General features: G+C 63.3%; 11 protein-coding genes, 1 tRNA gene and 1 pseudogene. 8 read left to right on the top strand and 5 right to left on the bottom strand.

The window, feature by feature from the left end:
* Nucleotides 1-6 precede the first annotated feature (6 nt).
* Nucleotides 7-396, bottom strand: a complete 390-nt coding sequence (locus N181_RS17250; RefSeq protein WP_014330676.1) for a TIGR02300 family protein — start codon at nucleotides 394-396, stop codon at nucleotides 7-9.
* 299 nt (nucleotides 397-695) lie between these two features.
* Between N181_RS17250 and aroA the strand changes: the two are divergent.
* The 6 genes and pseudogenes from aroA (at nucleotide 696) to rpsA (ending at nucleotide 6,950) form a co-directional block, all read left to right on the top strand.
* A pseudogene (gene aroA, locus N181_RS17245) lies at nucleotides 696-2,047 on the top strand (3-phosphoshikimate 1-carboxyvinyltransferase).
* Between the two features lie 145 nt (nucleotides 2,048-2,192).
* Nucleotides 2,193-2,774 (top strand): hypothetical protein, encoded by a 582-nt coding sequence (locus N181_RS17240; RefSeq protein WP_210172814.1) that lies wholly within the window; start codon nucleotides 2,193-2,195, stop codon nucleotides 2,772-2,774.
* Nucleotides 2,775-2,880: 106 nt separating this feature from the next.
* Entirely contained in the window at nucleotides 2,881-3,417 is a 537-nt protein-coding gene (locus tag N181_RS17235) for a hypothetical protein (RefSeq protein WP_141322160.1), read from the top strand.
* Nucleotides 3,410-4,372: a hypothetical protein gene (locus N181_RS17230; RefSeq protein WP_014330679.1), complete on the top strand. Its 963-nt coding sequence runs from the start codon at nucleotides 3,410-3,412 to the stop codon at nucleotides 4,370-4,372. Before N181_RS17235 ends, N181_RS17230 begins: the two co-directional genes overlap by 8 nt.
* A gap of 73 nt (nucleotides 4,373-4,445) precedes the next feature.
* Nucleotides 4,446-5,078 (top strand): (d)CMP kinase, encoded by a 633-nt coding sequence (gene cmk / locus N181_RS17225; RefSeq protein ID WP_037398745.1) that lies wholly within the window; start codon nucleotides 4,446-4,448, stop codon nucleotides 5,076-5,078.
* A 165-nt stretch (nucleotides 5,079-5,243) separates the two neighbouring features.
* Nucleotides 5,244-6,950, top strand: a complete 1,707-nt coding sequence (gene rpsA, locus N181_RS17220) for a 30S ribosomal protein S1 (RefSeq protein WP_014330682.1) — start codon at nucleotides 5,244-5,246, stop codon at nucleotides 6,948-6,950.
* 96 nt (nucleotides 6,951-7,046) lie between these two features.
* Here the strand turns inward: rpsA and N181_RS17215 are convergent, their stop codons facing one another.
* Nucleotides 7,047-8,624 carry a hypothetical protein gene (locus N181_RS17215; protein WP_060563618.1) on the bottom strand — a complete coding sequence of 526 codons (1,578 nt, stop codon included), beginning with the start codon at nucleotides 8,622-8,624 and terminating at the stop codon, nucleotides 7,047-7,049.
* 419 nt (nucleotides 8,625-9,043) lie between these two features.
* On the opposite strand from N181_RS17215, the gene N181_RS17210 reads away from it, so the two are divergent.
* A complete protein-coding gene (locus tag N181_RS17210) occupies nucleotides 9,044-9,373 on the top strand; it encodes a DUF6665 family protein (RefSeq protein ID WP_014330684.1) in 330 nt (109 codons plus the stop codon).
* A gap of 95 nt (nucleotides 9,374-9,468) precedes the next feature.
* Here N181_RS17210 and N181_RS17205 read toward each other — a convergent pair whose 3' ends face one another.
* Nucleotides 9,469-9,879 carry a BA14K family protein gene (locus N181_RS17205; RefSeq protein ID WP_234818592.1) on the bottom strand — a complete coding sequence of 137 codons (411 nt, stop codon included), beginning with the start codon at nucleotides 9,877-9,879 and terminating at the stop codon, nucleotides 9,469-9,471.
* 361 nt (nucleotides 9,880-10,240) lie between these two features.
* On the opposite strand from N181_RS17205, the gene N181_RS17200 reads away from it, so the two are divergent.
* Nucleotides 10,241-10,325, top strand: a tRNA-Leu gene (locus N181_RS17200).
* 87 nt (nucleotides 10,326-10,412) lie between these two features.
* Here N181_RS17200 and N181_RS17195 read toward each other — a convergent pair.
* Together N181_RS17195 and N181_RS17190 are read right to left on the bottom strand one after the other, a co-directional pair.
* Nucleotides 10,413-12,371, bottom strand: coding sequence for an adenylate/guanylate cyclase domain-containing protein (locus N181_RS17195; RefSeq protein ID WP_037398747.1), 1,959 nt, complete (start codon nucleotides 12,369-12,371; stop codon nucleotides 10,413-10,415).
* Nucleotides 12,372-12,461: 90 nt separating this feature from the next.
* Entirely contained in the window at nucleotides 12,462-13,493 is a 1,032-nt protein-coding gene (locus N181_RS17190; protein ID WP_037398750.1) for a hydroxyacid dehydrogenase, read from the bottom strand.
* Between the last annotated feature and the right edge of the window lie 35 nt (nucleotides 13,494-13,528).

Genomic DNA, 13,528 nt, shown 5'->3' with positions numbered 1-13,528 from the left:
AGACTCTTAGACGTCTTCGTCTTCGTCCGAGACGCCGATGAGGTCGCTCATGTCGTCGTCATCGTCTTCGTCGTCGGCCTCGAGGAAGGTGTCGTCGTCGTCGCCGTCGATCTCGACTTCGTCATCACCGAGATCCGGCAGATCGTCGCCGCCCGATGCCTCGTCGTCGGCATCCTCGAGCGAAACGAGTTCGACTTCGGTGCTCTCTGCATCGACTTCCTTGACGTCTTCCTCTTCTTCCTTCTCGAGCACCTTGGCGACGGAGCTCTCCTCGAAGAAGGACAGCGGATAGGACTTGCCCGTATAGGGGGAGACGATCGGTTCACGGTTCAGATCGTAGAATTTGCGCCCCGTTTCCGGGTCGATGCGCTTTGTTCCAAGTTCCGGTTTTGCCACAGTCAAAGCCTCTTGAATGGCCGGGCGAGCCGGCTCTTGCCGGTCAAGCCGGCGGGTGGAAAGGTATCAAGCTGATGATGATTAGCCGGTCCCCATAATCGTCTTGCTGTCGTCTGTCAAAGACAAACTTCCGCGGCAAACTTCGGGGCGGGGCGGGGCGCATTTTCTTCATGGGGGAGGATGACCCCTTTTGCGCTTTATGTTAGGGAGCCCGCAACACCGGCGGTTCCTCGCTCAACCCCCAAGCAGCGCTTGATCCCTGGGCCGCCGCCGAGCCGGATTGTCAGAGGTAAAACATTATGTCCCATGGCCTGAGCCCGCGGCCCGCCACCGCAAAGAAGTCTGCCGATCTCAAGGGCACGGTCCGCATTCCCGGCGACAAGTCGATCTCGCACCGCTCCTTCATGTTCGGCGGCCTGGCTTCGGGCGAGACGCGCATCACCGGCCTGCTCGAGGGCGAGGACGTCATCAACACCGGCAAGGCCATGCAGGCGATGGGCGCCAAGGTCCGCAAGGAGGGCGACACCTGGATCATCAATGGCGTCGGCAATGGCGCGTTGCTGGCGCCTGAAGCGCCGCTCGATTTCGGCAATGCCGGCACCGGCTGCCGGCTGACCATGGGCCTGGTCGGCGTCTATGATTTCGACTCCACCTTCATCGGCGACGCCTCGCTGACCAAGCGGCCGATGGGCCGCGTCCTCGATCCGCTGCGCCAGATGGGCGTCCAGGTGAAGTCGGCCGAAGGCGACCGCCTGCCGGTGACGCTGCGCGGGCCGACGACGCCGAACCCGATCACCTACCGCGTGCCGATGGCCTCGGCCCAGGTGAAATCCGCCGTGCTGCTCGCCGGCCTCAACACGCCCGGCATCACCACCGTCATCGAGCCGGTGATGACCCGCGACCACACGGAAAAGATGCTGCAGGGTTTTGGCGCCAACCTGACGGTGGAGACCGATGCTCAAGGTGTCCGCACCATCCGCCTCGAGGGCCGCGGCAAGCTGACTGGCCAGGTGATCGACGTACCCGGCGACCCGTCCTCCACCGCCTTCCCGCTGGTGGCGGCGCTACTTGTGCCGGGTTCCGATGTCACCATCCTCAACGTGCTGATGAACCCGACCCGCACCGGCCTGATCCTGACGCTTCAGGAAATGGGCGCCAATATCGAAGTCATGAACCAGCGCCTTGCCGGCGGCGAGGACGTCGCCGATCTCCGCGTCCGCCATTCGGAGCTGAAGGGCGTCACCGTGCCGGAAGACCGCGCCCCCTCGATGATCGACGAATATCCGGTGCTCGCCGTCGCCGCCGCCTTTGCCGAAGGCGCGACGGTGATGAACGGCCTCGACGAGCTGCGCGTCAAGGAATCCGACCGCCTCTCCGCCGTCGCCGATGGCCTGAAGCTCAACGGCGTCGATTGCGACGAGGGCGAAGCCTCGCTCGTCGTGCGCGGCCGCCCGGACGGCAAGGGCCTTGGCAAGCGGCTGGCGGCCAGGTGAAAACCCATCTCGACCACCGCATCGCCATGAGCTTCCTCGTCATGGGCCTCGCCTCCGAGCATCCGGTGACCGTCGACGACGCAACGATGATCGCCACCAGCTTCCCGGAATTCATGGGTTTGATGGCGGGGCTCGGCGCGAAGATTTTCACCCAGTAACTTACATTTGCAACAAATACGTGTACTCAGGCTTAAGCTTTCCCTCTTATGGATTTGTCGAATCCTAAGAGGGAAATGCCTTGTTGTATCTATGTGACCTAGATCCTGCTTCGCCGTCCTTCGGTTCGATGAAGGACCCGCTCACGTGACCTCCCTCGGTGACCAAGGCTTAAATTGGCGAAAGCTTCCGGATGGAACCTATCTTTGGCGAACGAACGGGCGTTCCCCGACCCTAAATGTTTCCGAGAAGACCGTTGTGGCGGCCAGAAAGCTGAGAACCTTCGAGTACGTTTTCGCAATGTCGCTCGTTCCGCTTTTGCCGCTTTGGATATTTTGGTTTGAAGGAAAGGTGAGCATCGGCGTCCCTGCAGTCGTCACGGGCGTGCTGGTTGCAGCCAATCATGCAGTACATCTGATTGTGAAACAAAGACTCCACCTTCTTTTGCACGACGCCAAGCGGGCGAAGGAGGAATTTGAGTTCAGGAAGATAGATTTAAATTTCTATCGGACCGCCTCCAATGCAAAGCTGTTTCGCTCAAGCCTCTTTTGGGGGACCGTCTTCGGCGCCTCTATCTTGACGCTAGGGAAGATGACATTCGGTCTGTCAGGACAACCACAAGGGGCGCCAAGCCCATATGGCGTTGCCGCCGTAGCTGTTTTCAGCGCCATTCATTTGTACGCGATGATGAAGGAACAACGTCGGCGGAAGAATGAGTCGCAAGCGTAAACTCCGTCCGATCATCTGGAAGAAGCCCCTTATCGAGGGGGTGCCGCTGCCCTTTCCACGGAGTCCTTTGGAGGGCCTGTCGAAGCGGGAAAGCAAGCGATATTGGATGCTGTTCCTCGCGCTTGTGCTGGGCACGGTTCCGGCGCTGATCTGCCTGAAGGCGATCGACGGTCATTGGTGGGTGGGAAACATCGGTGGTTACTCGGCCCTTTGCCTTACCGCAGCGCTGCTACTGCCCTTCTTTGCGGGCTTCCTTGAACTCCGCAAGCTAGTTCGGCGCGGTGCGGCGGTAGTGGCACCGTTCAACGAACGGGAAACCGTCTACGGTCTCCCTCCCTCGGCCGAGCGGATCAGCGAGAGCAGTTGGAAGCTTCTCTGCGTCATCGCGTTTCTGATTCTCGTCGCGTTCGGCCTGTGGGATGGAGTTGAAAGGCTGCTTGACGGACTACCGCCCCGCGAGTGGCCAGTCAGCGCCTACAGGCGTCGTCGCTATCGACTTGTCCACCACATCGACCAGTTGCTTTCACCCTATGTGCCGGATGGCCCGCTCTTTCCGACGCTATTGATAGTCGGCCTTGTCCTGCTGCTGTCTCTGTTTCTGCGTGAGATCTGGCGACGTTTGAAGAGAGGATTCGATGTTTGATCGTGGGTTGAATTGGGAAAGACGGGCGGACGGTACGATCCTTTATAGGCGGACACCGTCCGAACCGCCCTTCATCATTGATGAGCGCGCGCTCGGCCAGATCTTGCGATTCAAATTCATGATCCCGCTGATGTCGTTTTTGACGCTGCTTCCCGCCGTATCGCTCGGTCCGGTCGCGCGACATGGGCATGTCTCGTTTGCTGTCCCTGTCGGAGCGTTCCTCCTCGGAGCGGCGTTCTTCTACGCCTATTTCCGGTCGGTTGAGCGCAGGATCAAGCGGATACTTGCCGAGGCAAGACCATCAGTGCAGGCGCCCGAGCCGTACAAGACGCCGCGCGATGCCCGAGGGTGGAAGACGTTGGATGATGGCTCGGTACAATATTGGTCGCGCACCATGCCAAGGCCGGTGGTTATGACCCCTCAACAGTTTGCCGCAATCGGCAACGAGAACTCGAAGGTATTGGCGTGCGCCCTATTGAGCGCAATCATTCTCGTTCTGACCGATGGCTATCGGTGGGTCGGTGATATCAATAACGGAACGGCGATCGCCATCTTGATGGCGGTACTTTTATTCAACGCGCTGTATATTGCGAGATTTCGCGAAAGAAGACATGCAACGCTGAAGGCTTTGCCTCCTGCTCCCTCCAACGCAAAGGTGCAGCCACCATTGGCCGTCATGCAAGCACTCTTGGTGGCGGCATCCGTTCTTCGGGAAAAAGTCGCTGGTGCATCCGTGTTGATGCTGCTGATACTCGGCTTCGCCTCCCTCTTCGGCATGTTTTCAACCGGAAGCACGCTGATCCAGTTGAATGAGGGCGTCGCTTTCTATTTCGGAAAGCGGAATTCTTTTCCGATGGGACCCGCCCTGCCTGTCGGGGCGTTCCTTGTCAGCGTGCTCCTGGCAAAGTGGACGGCCTCGGCGCTTGTCGCACGTGTCGGTCGAAAGCGCGATTGACCTCGCGGGCGGTGGAATCCGCCGCCATTTTCATCTACAGCACCGGCGACAGTTTTCGATCGCAGGACCAGACATGATCACCATCGCCATCGACGGGCCCGCAGCCGCCGGCAAGGGGACGCTTTCGCGCCGGATTGCCGAGGAGTACGGCTTCCACCATCTCGACACGGGGCTCACCTACCGCGCCACGGCCAAGGCGCTCCTCGACGCCGGGCTGCCGCTCGATGACGAGGCAGTCGCCGAGAAGATGGCGCGCGACGTCGAGCTGGCCGGGCTCGACCGCTCGATGCTGTCGGCCCATGCGATCGGCGAGGCGGCCTCGAAGATCGCCGTCATGCCGGCGGTACGCCGGGCGCTGGTCGAGGCGCAGCGGGGCTTTTCGCTGAAGGAGCCGGGCACCGTGCTCGACGGGCGCGACATCGGCACCGTCGTCTGCCCGGACGCGACGGTGAAGCTCTACGTCACGGCCTCGCCGGAAGTCCGCGCCAAGCGGCGCTATGACGAGATCATCGCCGGCGGTGGGGCAGCCGATTACGCGGCGATCTTCAAGGACGTGAGAAGGCGCGACGAGCGCGACATGGGCCGCGCCGACAGCCCGCTGAGGCCCGCCGAGGATGCGCACTTGCTCGACACGTCCGAAATGGGTATAGAGGCCGCATTCCAGGCGGCGAAGGCACTGATCGACGCTGCCCTGAAGAAGATTTGAGGGAAGGTTTTTTCGGCCCGTGGCCGGACGTGTCTACCTCTAATAGCCTGAAATTCCGTCCATGCGCCGGATTGCCCTTTCAGAAGGGCGGACTGGGTTCAGGCCTGTTCAACACCAGCCCCCGGCGCATATGCGTCTCCGGCAGGAGATGCAGCAGGAGATTATATGTCTGCAACCACCCCCACCCGTGATGATTTCGCAGCGCTTCTCGAAGAGTCCTTCGCCAAGACGGACCTCGCTGAAGGCTATGTCGCCAAGGGCGTCATCACGGCCATCGAAAAGGACGTCGCCATCGTCGACGTCGGTCTGAAGGTCGAAGGCCGCGTTCCGCTGAAGGAATTCGGCGCCAAGGCCAAGGACGGCTCGCTCAAGGTCGGCGACGAAGTCGAAGTCTATGTCGAGCGTATCGAAAACGCGCTCGGCGAAGCCGTTCTGTCGCGCGAGAAGGCTCGCCGCGAGGAGAGCTGGCAGCGCCTGGAAGTGAAGTTCGAAGCCGGCGAACGCGTCGAAGGCATCATCTTCAACCAGGTCAAGGGCGGCTTCACCGTCGATCTCGACGGCGCCGTAGCCTTCCTGCCGCGTTCGCAGGTCGACATCCGTCCGATCCGCGACGTAACGCCGCTGATGCACAACCCGCAGCCCTTCGAAATCCTCAAGATGGACAAGCGCCGTGGCAACATCGTCGTTTCGCGCCGCACGGTTCTCGAAGAGTCGCGCGCCGAGCAGCGTTCTGAAATCGTTCAGAACCTCGAAGAAGGCCAGGTTGTCGAGGGCGTCGTCAAGAACATCACCGATTACGGTGCGTTCGTCGACCTCGGCGGCATCGACGGCCTGCTGCACGTCACCGACATGGCATGGCGCCGCGTCAACCATCCGTCGGAGATCCTGAGCATCGGCCAGCAGGTCAAGGTTCAGATCATCCGCATCAACCAGGAAACCCACCGCATCTCGCTCGGCATGAAGCAGCTCGAGTCGGATCCGTGGGATGGCATCGGTGCGAAGTATCCGGTCGGCAAGAAGATCACCGGTACGGTCACGAACATCACCGACTACGGTGCGTTCGTCGAGCTGGAGCCGGGCATCGAAGGCCTGATCCACATCTCCGAAATGTCCTGGACCAAGAAGAACGTCCATCCCGGCAAGATCCTGTCCACCAGCCAGGAAGTCGACGTGGTCGTTCTCGAAGTCGACCCGACCAAGCGCCGCATCTCGCTCGGCCTCAAGCAGACGCTCGAGAACCCGTGGCAGGCATTCGCGCACGGCCATCCGGCTGGCACCGAAGTCGAAGGCGAAGTCAAGAACAAGACCGAATTCGGCCTGTTCATCGGCCTCGACGGCGATGTCGACGGCATGGTCCACCTCTCCGACCTCGACTGGAACCGTCCGGGCGAGCAGGTCATCGAGGAATTCAACAAGGGCGATGTCGTCCGTGCTGTCGTTCTCGATGTGGACGTCGAGAAGGAGCGTATCTCGCTCGGCATCAAGCAGCTCGGCAAGGATGCTGTCGGCGAAGCTGCCGCTTCCGGCGAACTGCGCAAGAACGCCGTCGTTTCGGCCGAAGTCATCGGCGTCAACGATGGCGGTATCGAAGTGAAGCTCGTCAACCACGAGGACATCACTTCGTTCATCCGCCGCGCCGATCTGTCGCGTGACCGCGACGAACAGCGTCCGGAGCGCTTCTCGGTTGGTCAGGTTGTCGACGCCCGCGTCACCAACTTCTCCAAGAAGGACCGCAAGATCCAGCTGTCGATCAAGGCTCTGGAAATCGCCGAAGAGAAGGAAGCCGTCGCTCAGTTCGGCTCGTCCGACTCGGGTGCCTCGCTCGGCGACATCCTCGGCGCAGCGCTGAAGAACCGCCAGACCAACGAGTAATCGTTGTCAGGCCCGAAATGATGAGCCCGCGGAGAGCGATCTCCGCGGGCTTTTTTGTTATGCGCATTGAGCACGCTTTGCGGTTAGGCTTACCAATCAGCCCAGGTCGCCGAGTTTTCTGTAGAGGTCATAGGCATCGCTCGCCTCGGGATCGGCCGCATCGTCGCCGTCGCTTTCGGGATCCTGCCCCTTCTCCTCGTCTTCCCTATCTTCTCCCTGTGTGCCGGCGTTGCCTTCATCGTCATCGCCAGGGTAACGGTCGGTCCTGCCGTCTCCGTCATCAGCATCCTCCTGGGCCGGCGGATAGGGCACCATCGCGAAGGGGATGATCTCCGGCAGGCCGCTTTCGACAAGGAGGGCGATTGCCTGCTGCATGGTGACGTCCTCGCCGGCCGAACCCTGACGTTGAACGGCAGGCGATCCGCGCGAGGCAGTCTCCGTCTTTTCCGCGCCAGTCGGCTCGGCGATGGGTTGGATATCCTCGGCGAGCCGCGGCCTTTCGGCGAGACGTTCGGGCTCAGCAGGAATCGACCGCGCCGGCACGGGCTCCCGTTCGGCTTCCTTCATGGCCAACGCCGGCCCGGCTTCCGTCATTGGGCCGGGCAGATCGAGGCTGCCTTGCAGCAGCGCCTCGGCGGCATTGGCGAGCGCGGATGCCGGGGGGGCCGCCCGTGGCGCCGAAGGCTGGGCTGGCTGCCGCGCATCGGTCCCTTTGGGGCGCGATGGCCCATAGGTTCCATCCGTCTCGAACCCGTCGACGTCCGTGCCGGGGTCGCCTTGCCCGGTGTCCGCTTCCGCCCCGCCGGATGTCTGGTCCGGCTTTTCGGGCGGGGCCTCGGCCGATGGTCGGGAGACGGCCGCTTCATTGCCTTCGACAAGAGCCGGCAGGACTTCGTCGCCTGCGGCAGTTGCTGCGACACTCTCCGAACCCTCCGCCAATGCCGGCTGCGTCGCCGCCGCCGCTTCGACGCCCTCCTCTGCCACCCCCGCTGAGGCGGTGGATGCAGCGAGAATGCCGTTGCCGACCAGTAATTGCCCGTGTCGCGAAGTCGGCGGCGATCCCCGTCCGGGCTCGCCGGGTTCGGCCGCTTGCAGCGCCTCTTCAGGACGCTCGGCCGGCACCCCGCCGTCATCCGCGCCGCCGTCATCGGCGCCGTAAGTCTTTTTCAGCATCGCCTGCAGCAGCGCCGGGTCGCTCGGCGGGGGCGTCTGCGCTGCAGCGGCTTGCTGGGGCATCGGCAGCTGAAGCGGCAGGTTTCGAATTCCGCCGGTGGGCAAGGGCGTCGTGGGGTTCCCAAACCCTGCCGATGGCCCGCTTTGCGTCAGGGCTGCCAGCCGTCGCGCGAGGCCGCCTCCGCCAAGCTGCCTTTCGATCGCCAGTCGTTCCGGGAGGGGCAAGGCCTCCACCACCTCGACCAGACGCCGAACGAAGGCGCGGCCGGTCTCTTGCGGAAGGGGCGGAAATTTGAGAACGCGGGCTAGGTCCTCGATGAGCCGCACCAGCGCATCGCGGGGAAGGACCTCCTTGCCCGAAAGGTGTCGGCCAAGCATATCGAGAAGCTTCTGGATCGCCTCGGCGCGCTGGCCGGCCGGCGGCAGGACCCGCCGAACCGCTTGGACGATGTCGTCGCCGGGCGTACTTGCGTTTCGGATCGTGCCAATCGGTATCGGCATCCTCGTCTCCAATTGCGTGCGGCGGCGCCATGTGGAGCCGCGCTCGCCATCGAACGTTTCTGCTGGAGGGCGCCTCATGCGCGTAGCGGCCGATGGGCCGGCCCGCCGCGGCCTGGCCGCCGGCATGGGACCTACAGCGCCGCGTGTCATCTCAAACGCGCAAAGGTCGCTGCAACACTTCGAATGCTGCATGTTTTGTCCTTAAGTCGGCTCCGATTTAAGGACATATGCAGAAGGCATGATCGTCGAGGATAGGGCAAAGAAGTTTATGAAGTGTTAACCATGATCGGGCGGCGAGGACGGCAAAGCTGCGCATTCTCCACAGGCCCACGAACCCCGTTATGCATCCGATGCTCCGCCCTTGCAGGAAGGCCGCTGCGGGTCCATCCTGCCCGGGCTTTGCCTCGATGGAGCTGCCGATGACATTCCGTCCGCCGCAATCGCTCAGCCGTTTCGATACCGGAAGCGGCGTCAACGTGCTCGAATACGAACTCATGGCTGAGCGCGCCGATGCGCTGGGGCGGCACGGCCTCAAGGTTGAAAAAGCGATCGCCGCGCTGAATGGCTTCGACCGGGAGCGGGGCCGGCCGGAGGAACGCGAGCGGCTTCTCGACGAGGCGGCCGACGCCGTCTGGGCCTTCCTCATCCAGCGCGAAATCTGCGGCCTGCGCGACAGCCGCGATGCGGTGCGCCGCTACGGCATCCCGAGGGAGGTCATGGCGCGGCTCGGCATCGTCAGAAAACGATAGCGCGCGCACCCGCGACAACGCGGCAGCCTACCCCCGCGCGGCTTCAGGAAACAAGGAGGCGCGGCGGAACCTCCGCGCCTCGTGCGACCGAGTCCTTACCAGCCCCGGGCGAAGCCCCCATAATAACCAGGCCGATAATACCGTTGGCCATAGTAACCGTGGCGATAGTAGCGGTGCGGATAGTAACCGGGGTAATAGCCGGGCCCGTAGTAGCGGGTCCCGTAATAGTATCGGTTTCCATAGTGATACCGGCGTGGATAGTAGGCGGCGCCCGGCCCGAAATAGAAGCTGATGCCGGCACGGCGGTAGCCGGGATAATAACCCGGCCAGCCACCGTAATAGCCGCCCCGCCAGCGCGGATAATAGCCCCGGCGATAATATCCACGGTGGGTTACGCTTTGGACGTCCGCGGGCGCCTTGATCTCTATGTCGAGCGCCGGACGCGGCATGGCCTGGACAGGCGCGGCAGGGGGGATCATGGAGGCGGCCGCCAGAGCGCAGCTCATAACGAAATTCCGAAATCCCGTCATTATTTCCTCACTTTCCGAAAGACGTGCTTTCCGGTTTGTCCCTTCTCCATAGACGTTTGTTTTGGTTGCTCTATTCCATGACGCCGGCGCGCACGCGCGTACTCGGGCGTCGGATTTCCGCGCCATTCGGCCGTCCGCCGAAGCATGCGCCTCTCCGGCGTCCATGTCACTGAAATTCTTGCCCGATCGATGCGAGCTTGGATCGCTCCGGCCAGACCGGCGGGAAGGCGGGACACGACGGACCGGCGCCGCTCCCGGCGCTTTTTCATGTCCGGGCGTGAAAACTTCAAAATGCCTGTTGACACTTCGCCCCCGGCCTTTTACATGCCGGTCCGTCGCCCAGATGGCGGAATTGGTAGACGCGCAGGTTTCAGGTACCTGTGCCGCGAGGCGTGGAGGTTCGAGTCCTCTTCTGGGCACCATTTCCCTTTTAGAAATGCAGAAAAAGCCCGGTTGCCCGGGCTTTTTGCGTTCTTGCCACCCACGGGGGCTGGCCCGTATTTCGCCGCCTACGCGGCGGTGCCGGTCTGCTCGCCGGCAGGCTGCTCGGCAATCGCGGCGGCCGAGAGAACCTCGTAGATTTCGAGCGCGCTGACTCGCCCCTTTGCCTGGGCGAAGCCGAGCGGGCGGAAGGCGATGACGTCGCCGCATTGCGCCATCACGGCGCCGCTCGCCAGGATGGTCGTGCCGTAGTCCTTGTTCATGCCCTCGAGCCGCGAGGCGACGTTCACCGTGTCGCCCATGGCGGTATACTGCAGGCGTTCCTTTGCGCCGACGCTGCCGACGACGGCCGGGCCGGTATGGATGCCGAAGCGGGTGCGAAACTCCGGCAGCCCCTTCTCCCGTTGTTTCGCGTTGAAGGCTTCGAGCCGCTCTTCGACGGCGAGCGCGCAACGGCAGGCGTGCTCGGCGTGGCGCGGGTCGGCGACCGGTGCGTTCCACATGGCAAAGACCGAATCGCCCAGAAACTGAATGATCGTGCCGTCATGGGCGGCGACCACCTCGCTGAAGATGTCGAAATATTCCGACAGCATCGCCACCACCGCCTCCGGCGAATGGTGCTCGCTGATGGTGGTGAAGTCGTAGATGTCGGTGAACAGTGCCGTCACCTCCTGGCGCCAGCCGGAGCGGCCGGTGAACTGCCCGGATTCGATGCCCTTGCGCACCAGTTCCCGCGGCACATAGAGCGCAAAGGTAAAGATCGCGTCGCGGGCCCTGTTCATCGCGTTGTTGAGCGTCGAGATTTCCGTCACATGCGAGGGCACGTCGATCGGCGTGGTGAAGTCGAGATCCTGCAGCCGGTTGGCGCTGTCGGTGAGCTGGTTGAGCGACTTGGTGATCAGATGCGCAAGCACCAGAGAGAAGAGGACGGCAAGCACCACCACCGAACCCGAGATGGCGAGGCTCTGGACGAGCGTCTCGTTGGCGGCCGCCATCAACTCGTCGAGCGGCGCCGCGACGACGACCCGGTGGCCCGACAGAAGCTGCGCCGATTCGAGCGGCGTCACCATGGCGAGATAGGTGCGGTCGCCGACGTTGACAAAGCTCGCCTTGCCGGGTGCCGGCGGATTGTGCCGAATGCTGTCGACAAGGGGGTCGGTCTCAGGCACCGCCACCGGCGCGGTGCTGTCCTTCGTTGCCAGAATGCGCCTCATCGCCGTCGGGTCGGAATGCATGATGGGCCTTCCGACCGCATCGAGAATCAGGGAGACGGAGTCGCGCGTCAGCCGTTCGCGGGACAGGAAGTCGGTGATCGTGTCCAAGACAACATCGGCGCCGATGACGATCTTCGGGTTGCCGCGATGGGCCTGCGAAATGGTCATGCCGAGCTTGGCCGTCGTTGCCGTCTCGTAGGGGCCGGTCGCCATTGGCGCCTTGCCGTTGACGGCCGCACGATACCAGGGTCGGATCCGCGGATCATAACCGGCCGGGGCCACCTGGCGTTCGGCGAACTGCAGGCCGCTTTCGTCGAGGAAGAGGACGCGGTCAAACGGCCTTCCCTGGTCGTCCCGTTCCATCGAGCGCACCGCGAGCGTCGCCCCTCGTGGCGCGTCGAGCGCTATCCGCCAGGCGGAGGACCTCAAATCGACCACATGGAAGAAGGCGCCGCTCGGATAGCCGACATAGACGCCGTCGATATGCGGCGAGCGGATGATGCCTTCGCGCAGCAGGGCCACCTTGTCGTTCATGCGCTCCGGCGGCGGCACCAGAAAGGCGTTGGCGACGGATGCGACGAGGCCGACCAGCGCCGAGGTATCGCCGGAAAGCATGCCGAGCCGACCGACCAGGCGATCGACGAAGGCGCCCATATTGGCCTCGGCATCCTCGATCGCCGCATTGCGGGCACGGCGATAGTCAAGCCCCACGAGAGTGGCGGACACGACGATCAGGACGGCGACCATGACGAGGCTCAGCAGCGACCGGAGCGTCCAGGTCTCAAGACGCTTGTTCTCGTCAGAGCCGCGCATGTCCGTGCCCCTATGCGGATTGGCTGAAAGATTTTTGCAGTATCGGGTGGGTTTGCATAGGGCCGTTTATTGCCCTTGCCGCAGGCCGTCTCAATTGACGCTGACCGGCCGCGATCGCATCCGCGCCACCGTCTCGCGCTCCGCCCGCTTGCAGCGCATCGGCGGCAGGTCGCGGTCCATCAGCTCCATGTCGTCGAGCACCATCTCGCCCATCTTCTTGAAGGCCGAATCGAGCGCGCCGGCGCGGTGCGCCGACCGCAGGAAACCGGGAAGCCGCCGGACCGGATGGTCGAGCGGCAGCGGCTCCTCGGGGAAGACGTCGCTCGCCGCCACGATCCGGCCCGCTTCGACTGCGGCGATCAACGCATCGAAATCGACGACGCCGGCGCGGCTGAGCAGGATGAAGGCTGCTCCGGGCCGCATCTTCGCGAAGGCCTCGGCACCGAGAAAACCCTCGTTTTCGCTGGTGACCGCCGCGACCACGAAGACGAAGTCGCTGCTTGTCAGCACCGTCTCGAGCGATGCCGGCTCGACCCCGGCGTCGGTGAGAATGGAGCCGGGCAGCCAGGGATCGTAGACGCGGACTCTGGCGCGAAAGCCGGAAAGCACGCGGTTCAACGCCTTGCCGAGATCGCCGAAGCCGATGATGCCGATCTCGGAGCCGGAAAGGAGCCGTGCCGATCGGTTGCCCTCTCCGCCCCAGAGCTCGCGTCCGTCCCGGAAGGCGACGTCCGCATCGACGATGCCGCGGGCGAGATTGAGCGCCATGGCGAGCCCCATCTCCGCCACCGGCTCGGCGAAGACCTGGCCGGTTGTCACGACGTGAATGCCGCGCTGGAAAAGCACCTCGTAGGGCATGTTGTTGAGGAGGTTGCTTTCGACATTGAGGATGGCGCGCAGCCGCGGCATGCGCCCGAGCGTCCGCTCGTCGAGCGGCGGCTGGCCGATGATGTAGCAGACCTCGGCGAGCGTGGCGTCGTCAAGCCCGGCGATGTTTTCCGGGTCCGCTTCGACGACGCGATACCGCCTGTTGAGCGCGTCCAGTGCTTCTCGACGGAAGATCAGCTCGAGCGTGCGGGGTGCGGGCGCGCTGATGACAAGCGGTCGGTTCGTCTCGGGCATCCTTCTTCCTCCAATTTTCGGCAAAGCCTCGCCGC

The sequence above is a fragment of the Sinorhizobium fredii USDA 205 genome (assembly GCF_001461695.1).
In the GTDB taxonomy this organism is placed as follows: domain Bacteria; phylum Pseudomonadota; class Alphaproteobacteria; order Rhizobiales; family Rhizobiaceae; genus Sinorhizobium; species Sinorhizobium fredii.
This window is presented reverse-complemented; position numbering and strand designations above follow the sequence as displayed.

Bases quoted from the DNA above. Each gene is read 5' to 3' on its own strand.
- N181_RS17235 (WP_141322160.1), top strand. From the start codon at position 2,881: ATGCTGTTCCTCGCGCTTGTGCTGGGCACGGTTCCGGCGCTGATCTGC.
- N181_RS17230 (WP_014330679.1), top strand. From the start codon at position 3,410: ATGTTTGATCGTGGGTTGAATTGGGAAAGACGGGCGGACGGTACGATC.
- cmk (WP_037398745.1), top strand. From the start codon at position 4,446: ATGATCACCATCGCCATCGACGGGCCCGCAGCCGCCGGCAAGGGGACG.
- rpsA (WP_014330682.1), top strand. From the start codon at position 5,244: ATGTCTGCAACCACCCCCACCCGTGATGATTTCGCAGCGCTTCTCGAA.
- N181_RS17215 (WP_060563618.1), bottom strand. From the start codon at position 8,624: ATGCCGATACCGATTGGCACGATCCGAAACGCAAGTACGCCCGGCGAC.
- N181_RS17210 (WP_014330684.1), top strand. From the start codon at position 9,044: ATGACATTCCGTCCGCCGCAATCGCTCAGCCGTTTCGATACCGGAAGC.
- N181_RS17205 (WP_234818592.1), bottom strand. From the start codon at position 9,879: ATGAGCTGCGCTCTGGCGGCCGCCTCCATGATCCCCCCTGCCGCGCCT.
- N181_RS17195 (WP_037398747.1), bottom strand. From the start codon at position 12,371: ATGCGCGGCTCTGACGAGAACAAGCGTCTTGAGACCTGGACGCTCCGG.
- N181_RS17190 (WP_037398750.1), bottom strand. From the start codon at position 13,493: ATGCCCGAGACGAACCGACCGCTTGTCATCAGCGCGCCCGCACCCCGC.